Origin of the sequence: Streptomyces sp. NPDC006450, from assembly GCF_040612195.1 — a bacterium.
Taxonomy (GTDB): Bacteria; Actinomycetota; Actinomycetes; order Streptomycetales; family Streptomycetaceae; genus Streptomyces.
Window position 1 is genome coordinate 1 of the sequence record NZ_JBEXPT010000090.1, and the last position, 15,518, is coordinate 15,518.

The 15,518-nt window shown below is 72.7% G+C and carries 15 protein-coding genes; 5 read left to right on the top strand and 10 right to left on the bottom strand.

Annotated elements, in window-relative coordinates; translation table 11 throughout:
* Both ABZY57_RS23520 and ABZY57_RS23525 read right to left on the bottom strand, forming a co-directional pair.
* A partial coding sequence (locus ABZY57_RS23520; protein ID WP_356514944.1) for an ATP-binding protein occupies nt 1–1,143 on the bottom strand: 1,143 nt, incomplete at its 3' end.
* A gap of 249 nt (nt 1,144–1,392) precedes the next feature.
* Entirely contained in the window at nt 1,393–3,159 is a 1,767-nt protein-coding gene (locus tag ABZY57_RS23525) for a S8 family serine peptidase (RefSeq protein ID WP_356514995.1), read from the bottom strand.
* Between the two features lie 433 nt (nt 3,160–3,592).
* Here ABZY57_RS23525 and pip point away from each other — a divergent pair, with 433 nt between their 5' ends.
* The gene (pip, locus tag ABZY57_RS23530; RefSeq protein WP_356514946.1) at nt 3,593–4,558 is read left to right on the top strand and encodes a prolyl aminopeptidase; all 966 of its coding nucleotides are present in this window, start codon (nt 3,593–3,595) and stop codon (nt 4,556–4,558) included.
* Between the two features lie 130 nt (nt 4,559–4,688).
* Here the strand turns inward: pip and ABZY57_RS23535 are convergent, their stop codons facing one another.
* Nucleotides 4,689–5,441 (bottom strand): DUF1838 family protein, encoded by a 753-nt coding sequence (locus tag ABZY57_RS23535; protein WP_356514948.1) that lies wholly within the window; start codon nt 5,439–5,441, stop codon nt 4,689–4,691.
* A gap of 118 nt (nt 5,442–5,559) precedes the next feature.
* Here ABZY57_RS23535 and ABZY57_RS23540 point away from each other — a divergent pair, with 118 nt between their 5' ends.
* From ABZY57_RS23540 to ABZY57_RS23555, 4 genes are all read left to right on the top strand, one after another.
* On the top strand, nt 5,560–5,862 hold the full coding sequence (locus tag ABZY57_RS23540; RefSeq protein ID WP_356514950.1) for a putative quinol monooxygenase: 303 nt from the start codon (nt 5,560–5,562) through the stop codon (nt 5,860–5,862).
* A gap of 192 nt (nt 5,863–6,054) precedes the next feature.
* Nucleotides 6,055–7,062 carry a DUF1996 domain-containing protein gene (locus ABZY57_RS23545; protein ID WP_356514952.1) on the top strand — a complete coding sequence of 336 codons (1,008 nt, stop codon included), beginning with the start codon at nt 6,055–6,057 and terminating at the stop codon, nt 7,060–7,062.
* Nucleotides 7,063–7,172: 110 nt separating this feature from the next.
* A complete protein-coding gene (locus ABZY57_RS23550; RefSeq protein ID WP_356514954.1) occupies nt 7,173–7,754 on the top strand; it encodes a sigma-70 family RNA polymerase sigma factor in 582 nt (193 codons plus the stop codon).
* Nucleotides 7,751–8,473: a zf-HC2 domain-containing protein gene (locus ABZY57_RS23555; protein ID WP_356514956.1), complete on the top strand. Its 723-nt coding sequence runs from the start codon at nt 7,751–7,753 to the stop codon at nt 8,471–8,473. Before ABZY57_RS23550 ends, ABZY57_RS23555 begins: the two co-directional genes overlap by 4 nt.
* A 499-nt stretch (nt 8,474–8,972) precedes the next feature.
* On the opposite strand, the gene ABZY57_RS23560 is transcribed toward ABZY57_RS23555, so the two are convergent.
* From ABZY57_RS23560 to ABZY57_RS23590, 7 genes are all read right to left on the bottom strand, one after another.
* A complete protein-coding gene (locus tag ABZY57_RS23560) occupies nt 8,973–9,704 on the bottom strand; it encodes a hypothetical protein (protein WP_356514958.1) in 732 nt (243 codons plus the stop codon).
* A 90-nt stretch (nt 9,705–9,794) separates the two neighbouring features.
* Complete coding sequence (locus ABZY57_RS23565; RefSeq protein ID WP_356514960.1) at nt 9,795–11,030, bottom strand: cytochrome P450; 1,236 nt, start codon at nt 11,028–11,030, stop codon at nt 9,795–9,797.
* On the bottom strand, nt 11,027–12,265 hold the full coding sequence (locus ABZY57_RS23570; RefSeq protein WP_356514962.1) for a cytochrome P450: 1,239 nt from the start codon (nt 12,263–12,265) through the stop codon (nt 11,027–11,029). The genes ABZY57_RS23565 and ABZY57_RS23570 overlap by 4 nt, the downstream gene beginning before the upstream one ends.
* Nucleotides 12,262–12,873, bottom strand: coding sequence for an ATP/GTP-binding protein (locus ABZY57_RS23575; RefSeq protein WP_356514997.1), 612 nt, complete (start codon nt 12,871–12,873; stop codon nt 12,262–12,264). The genes ABZY57_RS23570 and ABZY57_RS23575 overlap by 4 nt, the downstream gene beginning before the upstream one ends.
* Before the next feature lie 76 nt (nt 12,874–12,949).
* Nucleotides 12,950–13,312, bottom strand: coding sequence for a DUF742 domain-containing protein (locus ABZY57_RS23580; protein WP_243333039.1), 363 nt, complete (start codon nt 13,310–13,312; stop codon nt 12,950–12,952).
* Nucleotides 13,309–13,710, bottom strand: a complete 402-nt coding sequence (locus tag ABZY57_RS23585; protein ID WP_327250714.1) for a roadblock/LC7 domain-containing protein — start codon at nt 13,708–13,710, stop codon at nt 13,309–13,311. Before ABZY57_RS23585 ends, ABZY57_RS23580 begins: the two co-directional genes overlap by 4 nt.
* Nucleotides 13,707–15,428, bottom strand: a complete 1,722-nt coding sequence (locus ABZY57_RS23590) for an ATP-binding protein (RefSeq protein WP_356514965.1) — start codon at nt 15,426–15,428, stop codon at nt 13,707–13,709. Before ABZY57_RS23590 ends, ABZY57_RS23585 begins: the two co-directional genes overlap by 4 nt.
* Nucleotides 15,429–15,518: the final 90 nt, after the last annotated feature.

Here is a 15,518-nt window from a genome sequence, read left to right on the forward strand (position 1 = left end):
CGCGGCGGCCTCGGTGACCTCGGCGGCGAGCGCCTGGTCGGGGGCGTCCACGGCCAGCGCCCGGTGGCGTACGGCCTGGACGGGGTCGTCGACGGCGGCGGCCAGCGCGGCGTGTCCGGCGGCGCGTTCGGGCCAGCCCGCGTCGGCGGCCAGGGCGGTCGGCAGGGCCCCGGCCGTGAACCGGATCGTGCCGTCCTCCTCCACGGTGACCAGCGCGGCCCGCTCGGCCACGGCGAGCTCGGCCTCCGCGTCCAGGCGGCCGGCCCGGCGCAGCAGCGCGGTCGTGGGGCGCGCGGCGAGGGCGGCGTAGAGCAGGGTGCGCCGGGCCTGGGCGGGGACGGCGCCGAGGAGCCGGCGGGCCACCTCGCGGGCCTGGCCGGAGACGGGCAGCGGATCGGCGTGGTGCGCGCCGCCGTCGCGCGACCCGGCGGCTTCCGCGAGGGAGCGTCCCAGCGCCAGGGCGAGGCGCGGGTTGCCTCCGCTGGCCTGGTGGATCCGGCCGGCGAGGCGGGCCGGGAGGCCCCGGCGCACCAGCAGCTCGGCGATCTCGTCGGTGCCGAGCGGCGGCACCCGTATCTGGGGGGTGTCCGGTCCGCAGAGGGGCTCGGAGAGCGGGGTTCCGCCCTGGACGCATTCGGCGGCGAGGACCCGTACCTGCGGCGGGGTCAGGCGCAGCGCGAAGCGGAGCAGTTCGGTGCTCTCCGCGTCGAGCCACTGGGCGTTGTCGAGCGCGAGCAGGACGGGGCCGCGGACCGCGAGGCTGCGCAGGACCTCGACGACGGCGAGGCGCAGGGCGACGTGGTCGCGGCCCACGCGGGGTGCGTCGGTTTCCCGCCGCAGGAGCGCGATGGCGGTGCGCTGCGGTCCGGAGAGGCATTCCAGCGCGGCGGCCGGGACGGAGGCGAGGAGGGCGGCGGCGGAGGCCTCGGGTATCCACCGGTCGGCGGCTCCGGGGGCGAGGCGGAGCACGGTCTCGTGGCGCAGCGCGGCGGCCTCGGTGAGGGCGCGCAGCACCTCGGTCTTGCCGGAGCCGGCGGGCCCGGTGAGCAGGGCGCGTCCGTGCGTGGTCAGCGCGCGGTCGACCGCCTTGATCAGTTCACCGTGTCCGACGGTCGTGTCAGCGTGCCCCGTCGCTGCCGCCACGCACAGCCACCAGCCTCTCGGTCCCCGTTCCTGTGCCCTTCCTGTGAGACGCGACAATACGAGGTCGGATGGCCGGCGGGCCCGGATTGTGACGCAGAATTCAGTCACGTGACAGGAAAACCCGCCCGGCCTGCCGATACGCGGTGTATCTGCAGGTCGGGCGGGTTGTTGGTCCGTACTATCGGCCCGTCAGGCCGAGTTGGGCCGCCGTGGGATCCGGCCCGGAGGGCCGGACCCGGGAGGCCGGACTCAGAAGGTCAGGCTCCAGGAGTCGATCTTGCCGGTGTCGCCGCCGGCGTTGTCGTTGACGCGCAGCTTCCAGGTGCCGTTCGCGACCTCGGAGGAGGCGTTGACGGTGTAGACCTGGTTGATGTTGTCGGCGCTGCCGCCGGTCCGGTTGTGGACCGTGTAGACGGTGCCGTCGGGGGCGACCAGGTCGACCTTCAGGTCACCGATGTAGGTGTGGACGATGTTCACGCCGACCTTGAGGGTGGCCGGGGCGTTGCCGGTGACACCGGTGACGGTGACCGGGCTCTCCACGGTGGTGTTGTCACCGATCGCGAAGTCCGTGGTGTTCTCGAAGCCCGGGGTGGGCGGGGTCGAGGTCACGGCCGCCACGGTCGCGCCGGCGTCGGCGAGGCCGGTGCCGCAGCCGCCGGTGCAGGTGCCGGCCAGCGGGCGGGCGTTCGTCTTGATCGCGGACTCGATCTGGGCCGGGGTCAGCGCGGAGTTCGCCGACTTCAGCAGGGCTGCGAGGCCCGCGACGTGCGGGGCGGCCATGCTGGTGCCCTGGTAGGGCTCGTAGTTCTCGGCGCCGGGGGTGGTGGCGCCGGTGTTCAGGGTGGACCAGATGCCGTTCTCGGGCGTGGTGATGGTGCCCGGCGTGTCGGTGGCGCGGCGGGTCTCACCGCCCGGGGCGGCGACGTCGATGATCGCGCCGTAGTTGGAGTAGAAGGAGCGGTCGCCGGTGCGGTTGCTGGCGGCGACGTTGATCACGTTGTTGCAGCTGGCGGGCGAGAAGCCGGCCGCGTCGGAGTTGCTGTTGCCGGCGGCGACGACGACGGTCGTGCCACGGGCGACGGCGGCGTTGATGGCGTTCTGGTAGGTGGCGGTGCAGGCACCCGAGCCGCCGAGGCTCATGTTGATGACCTTGGCCGGGGTGGCGTTGGCCGGGACGCCCGAGACGGTGCCGCCGGAGGCCCAGGTGATGGCGTCGACGATGTCCGAGGTGGCACCGCCGCACTTGCCGAGCACGCGGACGGGCTGGATCTTCGCGCCGTACGCGATGCCGGCGACGCCCTTGGAGTTGCTCGTGGCGGCGGCGATGGTGCCGGCGACGTGGGTGCCGTGCCAGGAGGAGTCACTGGCCTTGGAGCCGGTACCGCACTCGCCGGCCGCGCTCCAGTCGCCCTGGTCGGCGGGGTTGTTGTCACGGCCGTTGCCGTCACGGGCGGCGGTGGAGCTGGCGATGAAGTCGTAGCCCGCGACCACGTTGGCGGCGAGGTCGGAGTGGGCGACGTAGCCGGTGTCGATCACGGCCACGGTGACGCCCGAGCCGGTGGTCTTGTCCCAGGCGGCCGGAACGTTCATGCCGGCGGTGGGCTCGAAGAGGTCCCACTGCTTGGCGTACTCGGTGTCGTTGGGGGTGACGGCTAGGGCGTACGCGCGGGAGTCGGCCTCGACGTAGGCGACGTCGGGGTCGGCACGGAACTGGGCCATGACGGCGGCCGCGTCGGCCGGGGCACCGAGGTTGACGAGGGCGGCTCCGGTTCCGAGGCGGCGCTCGAAGGTGGCCTTCTTCGAGGCCTTCTTGCCCTTGGACGCCACGTCGGCGGCGGCGGCGGAGTTGGAGCCCGCCTCGGCGGCCGAGGACTTGTACCCGACGATGAGGTTCTCGGCGGGGGCGGCGGCAGCGGGGGCGCCGGCAGCCGGAAGGGTCTGCGAGCCGGGGGCGGGATCCGCGGCGGACAGCGCCAGGGAGGTGGTGGCGGTGCCGGCGAGCAGGGTGACGGACATCGCCACCACGGATATGAGCCTGCGTCGACTGGATGCGTGCACGGTGTTCCCTTTCGCGGGCCGCCACGGAACGCGCCGGGGCGACCGGTTGGTGCAGTGTGGGAGGTTGACCGGCGGCCGCGGGACCGGAACGGGCTGGTCAAGCCCGCCCGGCCACCGCTGCTGCACACCACGTCGCCCGCCGCAGCGTCGGGGCTGGGCAACGGTGGCACCGGCGACTGACCGAGCTTCCAGCTTCACGCCATGTGGGGTGGGCGCGGGGGCTGTTCGGACGGGGAGGATCGCCGGTGGGCAGACAGTAGGCAAAGCGGGGATGAACGCGATACGGGGAAAACCCTTGTCCGGACCCTGGCGAGGGCGCCGTAGGGTGGCCGGACCCCGACGGGCCGCCGGCAAACGGCCGCCCGGGACGGGGAGATGAGGAGGTCAGGACGTGGGAGAGCTCCACCCGCCGATCGAGCCCTACGACAAGGGGATGCTCGACGTCGGCGACGGAAACGTCATCTACTGGGAGGTCTGCGGCAATCCGGACGGAAAGCCCGCACTCGTGGTCCACGGCGGTCCGGGGTCAGGGTGTACCGAGCGCGCCCGCCGGCTCTTCGATCCGGCACGCTACCGGGTCGTCCTGTTCGACCAGCGCGGCTGCGGCCGCAGCACCCCGCACGCGAGCGATCCGGCGACCGACATGCGGCACAACACCACCGGCCACCTGGTCGCCGACATGGAACGGCTGCGCGAGCACCTCGGCATCGGCCGCTGGCTGCTGTACGGCGGCTCGTGGGGCTCCACCCTGATCCTGGCCTACGCCGAGCGGCATCCGGAGCGGGTCTGCGAGATCGTCATCGCGGCCGTCACCACCACCCGGCGCTCGGAGATCGACTGGCTGTACCGCGGCGTCGGCCGGTACTTCCCCGAGCAGTGGGACCGCTTCCTCGCCGGCTCCGGTGTCACGGCGCGCGACGGCGACCTCGTCGGGGCCTACGCGCGCCTCGCGGGCGATCCCGACGCGGAGGTACGGGCGAAGGCCACGGCGGACTGGTGCGCCTGGGAGGACGCGGTGCTGTCCGGAGAGACGAAGGGCGCCGCATCCCTGCCCTACACCGGGCGGCCTCCGGCGGCGCGGCTCGCCTTCGTGCGCATCTGCTCGCACTACTTCGCGCACGGCGCGTGGCTGGAGGAGGGCGAGCTGCTGCGCGGGGCCCACCTGCTGGCCGGGATCCCGGGCGTCCTGATCCACGGCCGGCTCGACATGGGCAGCCCCCTCGACACGGCCTGGGAACTGTCCCGCGCCTGGCCCGGCGTGGAGTTGACCGTGGTGGAGGAAGCGGGACACCTGGGCGGCCCGGCCACCCTCGACCACACGCTCGCCGCCCTCGACCGGTTCGCGGCCGACGGCTGAGAGGCACCGGGCGGGGCCGCCCGGACCTGCGCTGCCCGGACCTGCGCTGCCCTGCCCGGACCCGTCCTGCGCGGACCCGTCCTGCCCGGACCCGTCCTGCCCGGACCCGTCCTGCCCGAGCCTGCTCTGCTCAGGCGCCGGGCAGGTCCGCCGGCGGGTTGAGCCGCCGGAAGTACGTCCAGCTGGTCTCGTTCGGCTCCGTCCACTTCTCGGGGGCGTGGGCGAACTGCGGGTTGCGGGCCGCGATGTACGCGCGGGTCCGCTCCGGCACCTCCGCGTAGGAGCCGAGCTTGCGGCCCCGGCAGTGGAAGGCGAGCCCGCCGGGGCGCGGACCCTGTTCCATCCACGGGAGCCAGGGCGACATCCGGGTCCAGGAGACGGTGGACGGGACACTGGGCGCGTCGGTGGCGAGGACCGAGGCGGGGGCGAAGAACTGGAAGAGCTCCAGGGCCCGGTAGGTGTCGTCGGCCGAGTTCGCCGGGTACTGCGCGACCGGCAGCGGGGAGGGGTAGGCGAGCGGGATCTCCAGGCTGAAGCAGACCTGGTCGCCCAACTCGGTCATCGGGACCGGGAAGGGACGCCACTTCTGGTTCGCGGGGTCGTTCCAGACGTGGACCACGGGCTTGTGCTCCCAGGTCTCCAGGATCTCGCGGGTCAGCGGGTCCAGGTAGAACGCGGCCTCGCGGGTGAGGAGCGAATAGGTCCCCGGCGCCTCGCCCTCCACCAGCCGGGCCACGTTGAGGCCTTCGAATCCGAAGAGGCGCCGGTAGGGCTCACCGGGGGCCCAGGAGTGGACGTCACCCGTCCACCAGAGGGTGACCTCGGCTCCGTCGAGGGAGGCGCGGGTACGGGCGAGGGCCAGCAGGAGGTCTTCGGGTGTCATACCGGGCCACTCTGCGCGCTCGGCCCGTGACGGGCAAGGACCGGACCGGCCATGCGGGGGCCGGGCCGCGCCCGATATTCCGGTCCCCGCCCGGACCGCTCGATCTAATCTTCGGATCATGCAATCGACAGTTCGACTCCTGATCCTCATCACCACCCTTCCGGGCCGCGGCCGGGAGCAGATCGACGCCTACGAACGCCTCGCGCCGGTCGTGCGGGCCGAGGAGGGCTGCGTCCGCTACGACATGCACGGGGTGAGCGGTGATCCCGACCGGTTCGTCCTCGTCGAGGAGTGGGCCTCCCGGGCGGCCCTCGCCGCGCACGACGCCACCCCGCACATGATCGAGGCGGACGCGGCGAGCCCCGCGTTCCGTGCGGGCCCCGCGGAAGTGATCGAGCTCGACGCGGCGCCGCTGGCCTGAGCGGGTGGTGGAGCCGGCCGCCTGCGCACGCGTGTTCAGCCGCCGGACCAGCGCTTCGCAGGCCCGGCGCCCTGGGGCCGTGGGGCCCGCGGGTGCACCAGGTCCAACGGAATCCGGCGCCCCGGCCGGGCGGTGACCGACCTGCGGACGCCCCGTTGACGCGGGCGGGGGTGGGCGGCAACCGTGACCCGCATGGGGAACGAACGCCGACTGCTCACGCTGCTGATCTGCCTGGTCCTGGGCTCCGGGCTGACCGCCGCCGTACTCGGCGCCGCGCGCGCGGGCGGACCGCGTCAGCCGGCGGCCGGGGCCGGCCCCGTCCCCGCCGACTTCGTGGACTTCGGGGACCTCGGGAAGGTCCCGCCCGGGCCCGCCGAGTCCCCCGCGGCCGGTCCGCAGGCCTCCACGGGCCGGGTGTCGGTGGATTGCGGGCGCAACGAGGAGGGCCACTACAACGAGGACAACCTCGTCGTCTCCCCGGGGCTGCGCTCCGGCGCCCACCACACGCACGGCTACGTGGGGAACCTGTCCACGGACGCCTTCTCCACCGATGCCTCCCTGGCCGCCGCCGCCACCAGCTGCGCCCGCGGGGACCGTTCCACGTACTACTGGCCGGTGCTGCGCCGCACGGACCGGCCGGGCGGGCGGCCGCACGAGGGATCCGCGGGCCACGGCAACGCGGGCGCGATCCTGCCGGAGGCGGCGGTGTCGGTGGAGTTCCTCGGCAGTCCGGTGAGCAAAGTGGTGGCGATGCCCCGGTTCCTGAGGGCGATGACCGGTGACGCGGTGGCCTTCACCGCGGACTCCGACGAGGACGTGCGGGCCCGCTGGGGCTGTTCGGGCTCCCCCGACCGGTCCACCACCCGCTATCCGCGCTGTCCCGAGGGGGAGCGCCTCACCCGTACCCTCACCTTCCCGAGCTGCTGGAACGGCCTGGACACCATGAGCCCCGGGCACCGCTCGCACCTGCGCTTCCCGGCGGCGAACGGGGTCTGCCCCCAGGACACCTTCCCCGTACCGCGCCTGCGGATCTCCCTCGCCTACGACGTGCCCGCAGGGGCGCCGATCGCGCTCGACTCCTTCCCGGAGCAGCGGCACAGCCCCAAGACCGACCACGGGATGTTCGTGAACGTGATGACCGGCCCTCGCATGGACCAGGTCGTGGACTGCCTCAACCAGGGGCGCACCTGCCGGAACTGAGCGGCACCGCGAACCACCGGCACCCGGGTGACGCAGGTCACGTGAACCCGGAGCCCGTGCGCGGCGTGTTCCGACCGCACCGAAAGAGCGAGGAAGACGGAGAGGGTGAGATGGCCGGACCACTGTGGCCCCGCACTCGGCGGGGCTCGACCGACGAGGCACTGATCAAGTCCGTGTACGAGGAGCACGGTCACGCCCTGCTCGCGTACGCGACCCGGCTGACCGGGGACCGGGCCGCGGCCGAGGACATCGTCCAGGAGACCTTGATCAGGGCCTGGCGCCACTCCGAGGTCCTGGTGAACGGGAAGGGATCCGTACGCGGCTGGCTGCTCACGGTGGCCCGCAACATCGTCACCGACCGGTACCGGGCGAAGGCGGCCCGGCCTCCGGAGGTGTCCGGATCGCCGGCGCATCCGCCGGTGGAGGCGGACCACGCCGACGCGGTGGTGGACACGATGACCGTACTGGGGGCCCTGGACCAGCTGTCACCGGAACACCGGGACGTGCTGACGGAGTTGTACTACCGCCAGCAGAGTGTCGCCGAGGCGGCGGACGCCCTGGGCATTCCGGCCGGCACGGTGAAATCGCGCTCGCACTACGCGCTCAAGGCGCTCAGAGAAGTCTTCAGGGAAAGCACGCGCACCGGTGGCCCGTCTCCGCGGCCCGGCGGACTGCAGGAGGTGGTGGCATGAACGGGCAGCGACACGAGGAGGAACTGCTCGGCCCGTACGTTCTCGGCGTCCTGGACGACGCGGAAGTCCGCCGGGTCGAGGAACACGTGGACGGCTGCGTGCAGTGCCGTCAGGAGGTGACGGCATTGCGTGAGATGGAGACGGCCCTGGGCGAAGTGCCACCCGAGGCGTTCCTCGAGGGTCCGCCGCAGGGCGGGGACCTGCTGCTCCAGCGCACCCTGCGCCAGATGCGCCAGGAGGTCGACGGGGCACGGCGGCGCCGGACCGCGTTCACCGGACTGGCCGTGGCGGCCTCGCTGACCGCCGTCTTCTGGGCCGGTACGCAGTTGGGCGGCGGGAGCACCGGTGTCGAGGCCCGGCCGCGGCCGACGGTCTCGGCCGAGCCCTCGCCGCCTGCGGCGGGGACCAAGGTGGCCTCCGCGACGGATGCGGACACGGGCGCGCGGATGACCGTACAGGTGACGCCGGCGACCAAGTGGGTGCGGGTGCACGCCGCGGTGACGGGGATCCCGGCGGGCGAGCGCTGCCGGATCGTCGTCGTCTCCCGGGACGGTACGCGCACCACGGCGGGCGGCTGGGTGGTGGGCACTGCGGAGCACGGCGAGGGCAAGGGCGCGGCGCTGGACGGCTCGGCGGCGGTGGACCCGGCGGACGTCCGGGCGATCCTGGTGGAGAACGAGTCGGGCACGGCGTTCGTCTCGGTACCGGTGCCCACGTAGTTGAACCGGCCCCGCGTTGAACCGGCCCCGCGTTGAACCGGCGCCGCGTTGAACCGGCGCCGCGTTGAACCGGCGTCGCGCCGCGCGACGCGGCGGAGGTCGCGAAACGTGACGGAGCCCGGGAGCATGTCCAGCTCCCGGGCTCCAGCTTGCCACCCATTTGCGCACACCGGCGGCGTTTAAGAGCCGCGGGTCATATTGAGATCGACGTGTTCTGCCTTTGAACTACAGCGCCACGGAGAGGCGCCGAGGGGACTTGAACCCCCATCCGTCGATGTTCGCCCGCGCTCGGTCGATCCGGTGTTCGGCGGCGAATACTGAGACTGGAGCGAGAATCTGAGATTTACGGGGCCGCCTCTGCCGGACTTGGGCCACCCCCGCACGTGGTGCGGGGAGAGGGATTCGAACCCCCAACTGACACCCCATGATCAGCTTCAACATCAGTTTCAGCTTGCGCTCATCGCGCACCCCCCGCTCGCGACGGGGGGCGAATGTGGGGCTACCTGAAGAGGTAGCCGAATACCGCGTCGCCGACCCGCTGGTCGGTGACCTCGGTGTTGTTCGCCTCCTCACGGGCGAACTTGACGGACTGCTGGAGCTTCTCGACCCGGTCGAGGAGCTCGTTGACCCGCCGGGCGGGCAGTGCGCCGGAGAACTTCACGGTGGTCCAGTAGCCGACCGCCACGTCCTCGTAGTACACCTCGACCTGCGCCGGGTGCTTCTCCGTGGCCTCGGCCTTCACGTGGTTGCGCGGGACCTTCTTCGTACGGATGGTCCGCACCGGGTCCGTCTTCCACGCGTCCGTCGAGGGGTCCAGGTTCCAGGACTCGGAGGCGTCGAGCACCGGCAGCTTGCGCACGAAGGTGTGCAGGTCTGTGAGCTGCTTCTCCAGGAACAGCAGGTACGGGACGGGCACTTGGGGCAGCAGGACCGTGCCGTCGACCACCACGTCCGCGACCGCGGACCGGTTCGCCCAGTCCTTCGTCGCGGTCACGTCGAAGAGCCGGGTGAGGGTCGAGGCTGTCGCCCGCAGGGCGTCCTCCGCCTTGATCTGGACCCGGGTGGACTCGGGCGGGAGCTGCTCGCCCTCCTCGTCCTTGGGCTGGTAGGTCCGGGAGATGCCGGCCAGCAGGGCGGGCTTCTGCACGTCCTGGTGAGCCTGGGTGAGCTCCTGGAGGGCCTTGGACTTGACGCCCTTTTCGACTGCGATGATCTGATTCAGCTTCGGCACACGGTGAACTTAACAACCGCGCCCCGTCAGCACATCCGATTAATCGGCTGCCCCGCCTCCTCCGGATGGAGGAGGCGGGGCAGCCGCGGATCAGGCCAGGCGAACCGGGAGGTCGAACAGGTCGTTCTGGGTGAGGATCGGCTTGTTGCGGAGCTCGCCGGGGGCCACCGCCAGGGTGAGGTTCGGGAAGCGGGCGTAGAGGGCCGGGAGGGCCACCAGGGCCTCCAGGCGGGAGAGGGCGGCGCCGGGGCAGACGTGGGGGCCGTGGCCGAAGGAGATGTGCCGGTTCGGGGTGCGGGTGGCATCGAACTCGCCCGCCGTCTCGCCGAACTGGGCCTCGTCGCGGCCGAGCGCGCCGAAGGACACGATCAGGCCCTCGCCCTTGGGCAGGATCCGGTCGCCGACCTCCACGTCCTCGGTGGCGAAGCGGATCAGGACGTGCGAGGTGGGGCTGGACCAGCGCAGGGTCTCCTCGATGACGCTCTCCCAGGAGACCTCGCCCTTCAGGACGAGGGCGCGCTGCTCCGGGTGGGTCTCCAGGGCGACGACCGCGTTCACGATCAGGCTGATGGTGGTCTCGTGGCCGGCGGCGACGATCAGCTGGAGGGTGTTGGTGATCTCCTCGGTGGTGAGGTGGTCGCCGTCCTCCGAGGCCTCGATGAGGGCACTGGTGAGGTCGTCGCCCGGGTTCTCGCGCTTGGACTCGACGATGCGGGAGAACAGCGCGCCGAGGTCCGCCATCATCTGCGGCACCTCCTCGGGCAGCGTCTGCGTGGAGAAGAACTTCTCGAACAGGGCCTTCAGCCGCGGGTGTTCCTCGGCGTCGACGCCCATCAGGTCGCTGATGACGTTCATCGGCAGCGGGTAGGCGAACTGCGCCTTGAGGTCCACGCTCTCGCCGGCCGGCAGCCCGGCCAGCTTGTCCAGCATGCCGGTGGTCAGCGCCTCGATGCCGGCGCGCAGCTTCTCGACCCGGCGTACGGTCAGTGCCTGCGCGACCAGGGTGCGCAGCCGGCGGTGGTCCTCGCCGTCCACGGTGAGCATCGAGCGGCCGGGGTTGGCGAGGCCGATCAGGGGCCAGTCCATCGGGATCTCGCCGCGCTGCCAGGCGCCCCACACGTCGATGTCCTTGACGATCCGGGGGTCGGTGAGGAGCTTGCGGGCCTCGGCGTGGTGCGTGACGGCGTACACGGCCACGTCCCCGGGCAGGACCACCCGGGCCAGCGGCCCGGCGGCGCGCAGCGCGGCGCTCTCGGCGTCGAGGTCGGCGACGAAGGGGTCCAGGACGATGGCTGCGGGGCCGGAGTGGTCGATCGGGCACGTCATCGGGTGGCTCCAAGGGCGGGGGTCGGGGTGTAGGTCACGGGAAGGGCGGTGAGGCCGCGCAGCCAGGGCGAGGGGCGGCGGGTCAGGTCCGCGGCGGGCACGGCGAGGTCGACGTCGGGCAGCCGGTCGAGGAGCACCTCGATGCCGGTGCGCGCGATGACCTCGGCGACCTCCTGGGCGGGGAAGGGGCAGCGGTGTTCGCCGTGCCCGAAGGAGAAGAAGGCGTTGTTCCCGCCGGTCAGTGCTCCGGCGTCGGTGCGCACGTGCGGGTCGGCGTTGGCGGCGCCGATGCCGAGCAGGACGAGGTCGCCGCCGGCGATGCGCTGGCCGCCCAGGTGGGTGTCGCGGGAGGTCCAGCGGCCGGCCACGTTCTGGGTGGGGGTGTCCTCCCACAGCACCTCGTTCATGGCCTCGCCGACGCTGTGCCGGCCTCCCGCGAGGGAGGCGGCGAAGCGGTCGTCGGTGAGCATGAGGCGCAGGGAGTTGCCGATCCAGTCGGCGGTGGGCTGGTGGCCCGCGGCCATCATGACCATGAGGTCCTGGGCGACCTCCTCCACGGTGAAGCCGGACCGGTTGGCGAGCATCCGGGAGACCACGTCGGATCCGGGCTCGGCGAGTTTGGCGGAGAGCAGCGCGAACATCGACTCGGCGAGGTGGCCCTGGCCCTCCAGGGCGCCCTCCCGCCCGTTGATCATGTCGTTCATGGCCCGCACGAGTCCGGGGCCCTGCGCGTCGGAGAACCCGTAGAGGCGGGCGAGGACGCGCAGCGGGAGCAGCATGGCGTACTCGCCGACGATGTCGCAGGAGCCCTTGCCGCACAGTGCGTCGATCAGTTCGTCGGCGAACCGCTCGGCGTGCCCCTTGAGTTCGAAGGGGTCGACCGCTTCGAGGGCCTCGGAGATGACGGCGGCCCGCTCGCGGTGGCGTTCGCCGACGGTGTAGAGGATCGAGGGCTGGCGGCGGCCGATCATCGGGAGCAGGGGCCAGTCGGCGGGGATGCGGTCCCACTGGTTCCACAGTTCGGAGTCCCGGGAGAAGAGCACGGGGTCGCTGGTGACCTGGTGCAGTTCGCGGTAGCCGAGGACCAGCCAGGCCGGTACGTCTCCGTCGAGGACGACCGGGGCGACGGCGCCGTGGTCGCGGCGCATCTCGCGGTACAGCTCGACGGGGTCGGTCTGGAACCGGGGCCCGCCGAGGTAGACGGGCTGGTACTCGGAGGCGGCGGGGCAGGTCACGGGGTGGGCTCCGGGGTCTGGGACAGGGGGCTCGGCTGGCTGCTCGGCCGGGTGCTCGACAGCGCGGCAGTCTGGAGGTGCTGGACGAGGGAGATCAGGACCTGCTTGCTGGACTCCCGGGAGCGGGCGTCGCAGAACACCAGCGGGATGCCGTCCGGCAGGTCCAGGGCGGCGCGGATCTGTTCCGGGGTGTGCTCGGGGCCGCCGAAGTCGTTGCAGGCCACGACGAAGGGCGTGCCGTGGTGTTCGAGCCGGTCGATGGCGTACCAGGAGTCCGCCAGGCGCCGGGTGTCGACGAGGACGACGGCGCCGAGGGTGCCGGAGAAGAGCCGGTCCCACAGGAACCAGAACCGCTCCTGGCCGGGGGCGCCGAACAGGTAGAGCACGTTGCGGGCGTCGAGGGTGATGCGCCCGAAGTCGAAGGCCACGGTGGTGGCGCTCTTTCCGGCGATCCCGTGGGTGTCGTCCACGGCCTCGCCGGCCTTGGTCATGGTCTCTTCGGTGTTCAGCGGGCGGATTTCGCTGACCGAGCGGACCATGGTGGTCTTGCCGACGCCGAAACCGCCCACGATGACGATCTTCAGTCCGTTGTCGGCGGTGCTGCGCAGTGCCTGGCGGGGCCGGAGCGGTTCGGCCCGGGCGGGCGCTGCGCTCGCCGACGACGCGGCTTCGGGGATCGTCGCGTCAGAGATTGCGGAGTCCAACGAGCACCTGCTCCAGGATGTCGGGGTCGGTAAAGCTGTACGCCGAGTTCGCCGTACGCGGGTGCCGGGCGCGGATCCGCCCGGTGGCGAGCAGGTCGGCCAGCAGGATCCGTACGATCGACACCGGCAGTCCGAGCTCGGCCGCGATCTCCACGACGGCCGTCGGGAACTGGCACATCCGCAGGATCGCCGCGTGTTCGGACTGCATGCCCGGCACCGGATCGCTTTCGGCGACGACCAGGGTGACCAGGTCGAAGACGTCGGATCCGGAGCGGCTGCGGCCACCGGTGAGGGTGTAGAGCCGGTCCGGCGAATCGTCCCGGCCCGGCCGGGGCCGGCTCATCCCCGGGGCCTGGCGATGAGGTGTTCGCCGAGCTGCTCGACCAGTTCGGACATGTTGTGGCCGACGAGTCCGGCGTCGGCGTCCTCGCCCGCGACGAGCGCGAGGTGCGCCCCCTCGCCGGCTTCGACGATGAACAGGATCCCGCCGTAGAACTCGGCCATGGCCGAGCGGACTCCGCCGGTTCCGTCGCCGAATTCGATGGACGCCCCGTGGGACAGGCTCTGGATGCCGGCGGCGATCGCGGCGAGCTGGTCGGCCTGGTCGACGGAGAGCTCGGGCGTGCGGCACAGCTTGAGGCCGTCGCGGGAGAGCACGAGGGCGTGGCGGGCGCCCGGTGTGCGCTCCAGGAGGCCTTCGAGGAGCCAGTTGAGCGTCTCGTCGGTGGTGAAGCCGGTCATGATCGCGTGTTGCCTTCCGGGTCTGGGGTGTGCGCGGGCTGCTGCTCGTCTCCGGGGGCTCCGGCTTCGTCCGGGGCTGTTCCCGCCGGCGCCGCCGTGCCGCGGACGGCCTGGCGGAAGCTGCCGAACCGCGCGGCCGACCGGGAGGCCCCGCCGGGCGCGGAGGGCGTGGCGGAGGCCGGGGCAGGGGCCGTACGGTTCTCGGTGCCCGCGCCGTCCGTGCCTTCGGGGTGGGCCGCTGCCAGGGTCCGGCCGCGGCGGCGCTGGGGCAGGCCGCTGTCGCCGAAGTGCGGGTGCTCGCCGGTGGACTCGGACGCGGCGTCGACGTCCGTGCCGGTACGTGTGCCGACGCCGGTGCCGGCTTCGCCGGGGACCGCGGTCCCGCCGACCGGCGCCGTACGGTCCTGCGCGCGGACGGTGTCGTCCTGACCGGCGGCGGTGTCGTGCACGGCCTCGGGCTCGGGCTCGGCCGCGGCGGGAGCTCCGGGCGCTGCGGGAGCCTCCTGCGCGACCCGTGCGGACGGCTGCGCCGGGATGGCGAGCGGCGCGGCGGGGGCTTCGGCGGGCGTGCGGCTGATGAGCTCCTGCGGGAGCATCATCAGTGCGCCCGTACCGCCGCGGGCGGAGGGCCGGAAGGAGACGGTCAGTCCGTGCTTGCGGGCGAGCCGGCCGACCACGGCGAGGCCGAGCCGGGTACCGGACAGTCCGGCCAGGTCGAGGGAGGCGGCGGTCACTGCCTGCTCGGCGCGGCGCAGTTGGACCTCGCTCATGACGAGGCCGCTGTCCTCGACGGTGATGACGATCCCGGACGGCACCTCCTCCACGTAGACGTGGACCTCGGCGGTCGGCGGGGAGAAGTTGGCCGCGTTGTCGAGGAGTTCGGCGAGGGCGTGCATGACGCCCTCGGCCGCGTGACCGGCGACGGCGGCGTCGCTGGTGGAGTGGAGCCTGACCCGCTGGTAGCCGCCGATGCGGCCCATCGCGCCGCGCAGGACGGACTCCATGACGATCGGCTTGGCCCAGCGGCGGCCCGAGCGGGCCCCGGTCAGTACGGCGATGGAGTCGGCGAGACGGCCGGCCTGGGCGGTGCGGTGGTCGAGGTGGAGCAGGTCGCCGAGGACGTCCTCGTCGGCGTGCCGGTGCTCCATGTCGCGCAGGTCGGCGAGCATCCCCGTGGCCAGGGCCTGCATCCGGCCGGCGGCGTTGGCGGCCGCGGCCATGGCGGCGGCCCGGCCGGACTCGGCGCGGCGCAGTTCGCTGCCGAGCCGCTCGCGGGAGGCGTTCTGGGCGGCGGCCAGTCCGTCGAGTTCGGCGGCGTGCACGCCGGCCAGGTGTTCCAGCACGGCGGCGTGGTCACCCGTCAGCCGTTCCAGTACGGCGGTGTGTTCGGCGGTGAGCCGGGAGCGTTCGGCAGTGTGCGCGGCCGCGTCACGGGTCGCGTCGGCGATCAGTCGGGCGATGTGCCCGTCACGGGCGCCCAGTTCGGCGCTCAGTCCGGCGATGCGGGTGCGCTGCATCCGGGAGGTGCGCGCGCACCAGGTCACCGCGAACGCCGCGACCGAGAGCAGGAGGACGCCCGCGCCGGCGAACCAGCCGAGCGCGGTGGCGATGGACGACGGGGCCGCGGCCACCGCCGCCGTGGTGAGCGCGCCACCGGCGACTGCGGTGATCAGCAGGGCCAGCGCGGAGGGGCGAAGGGGGGAGGGCGACGCCGTCATCAATCAATGCCTCATACCGGGCGTAAATGGAAGAGAAGGTTCCTAGCAACGAGGCATCACTATAGGAGAGTTGTTGATCCATTTGGGCAG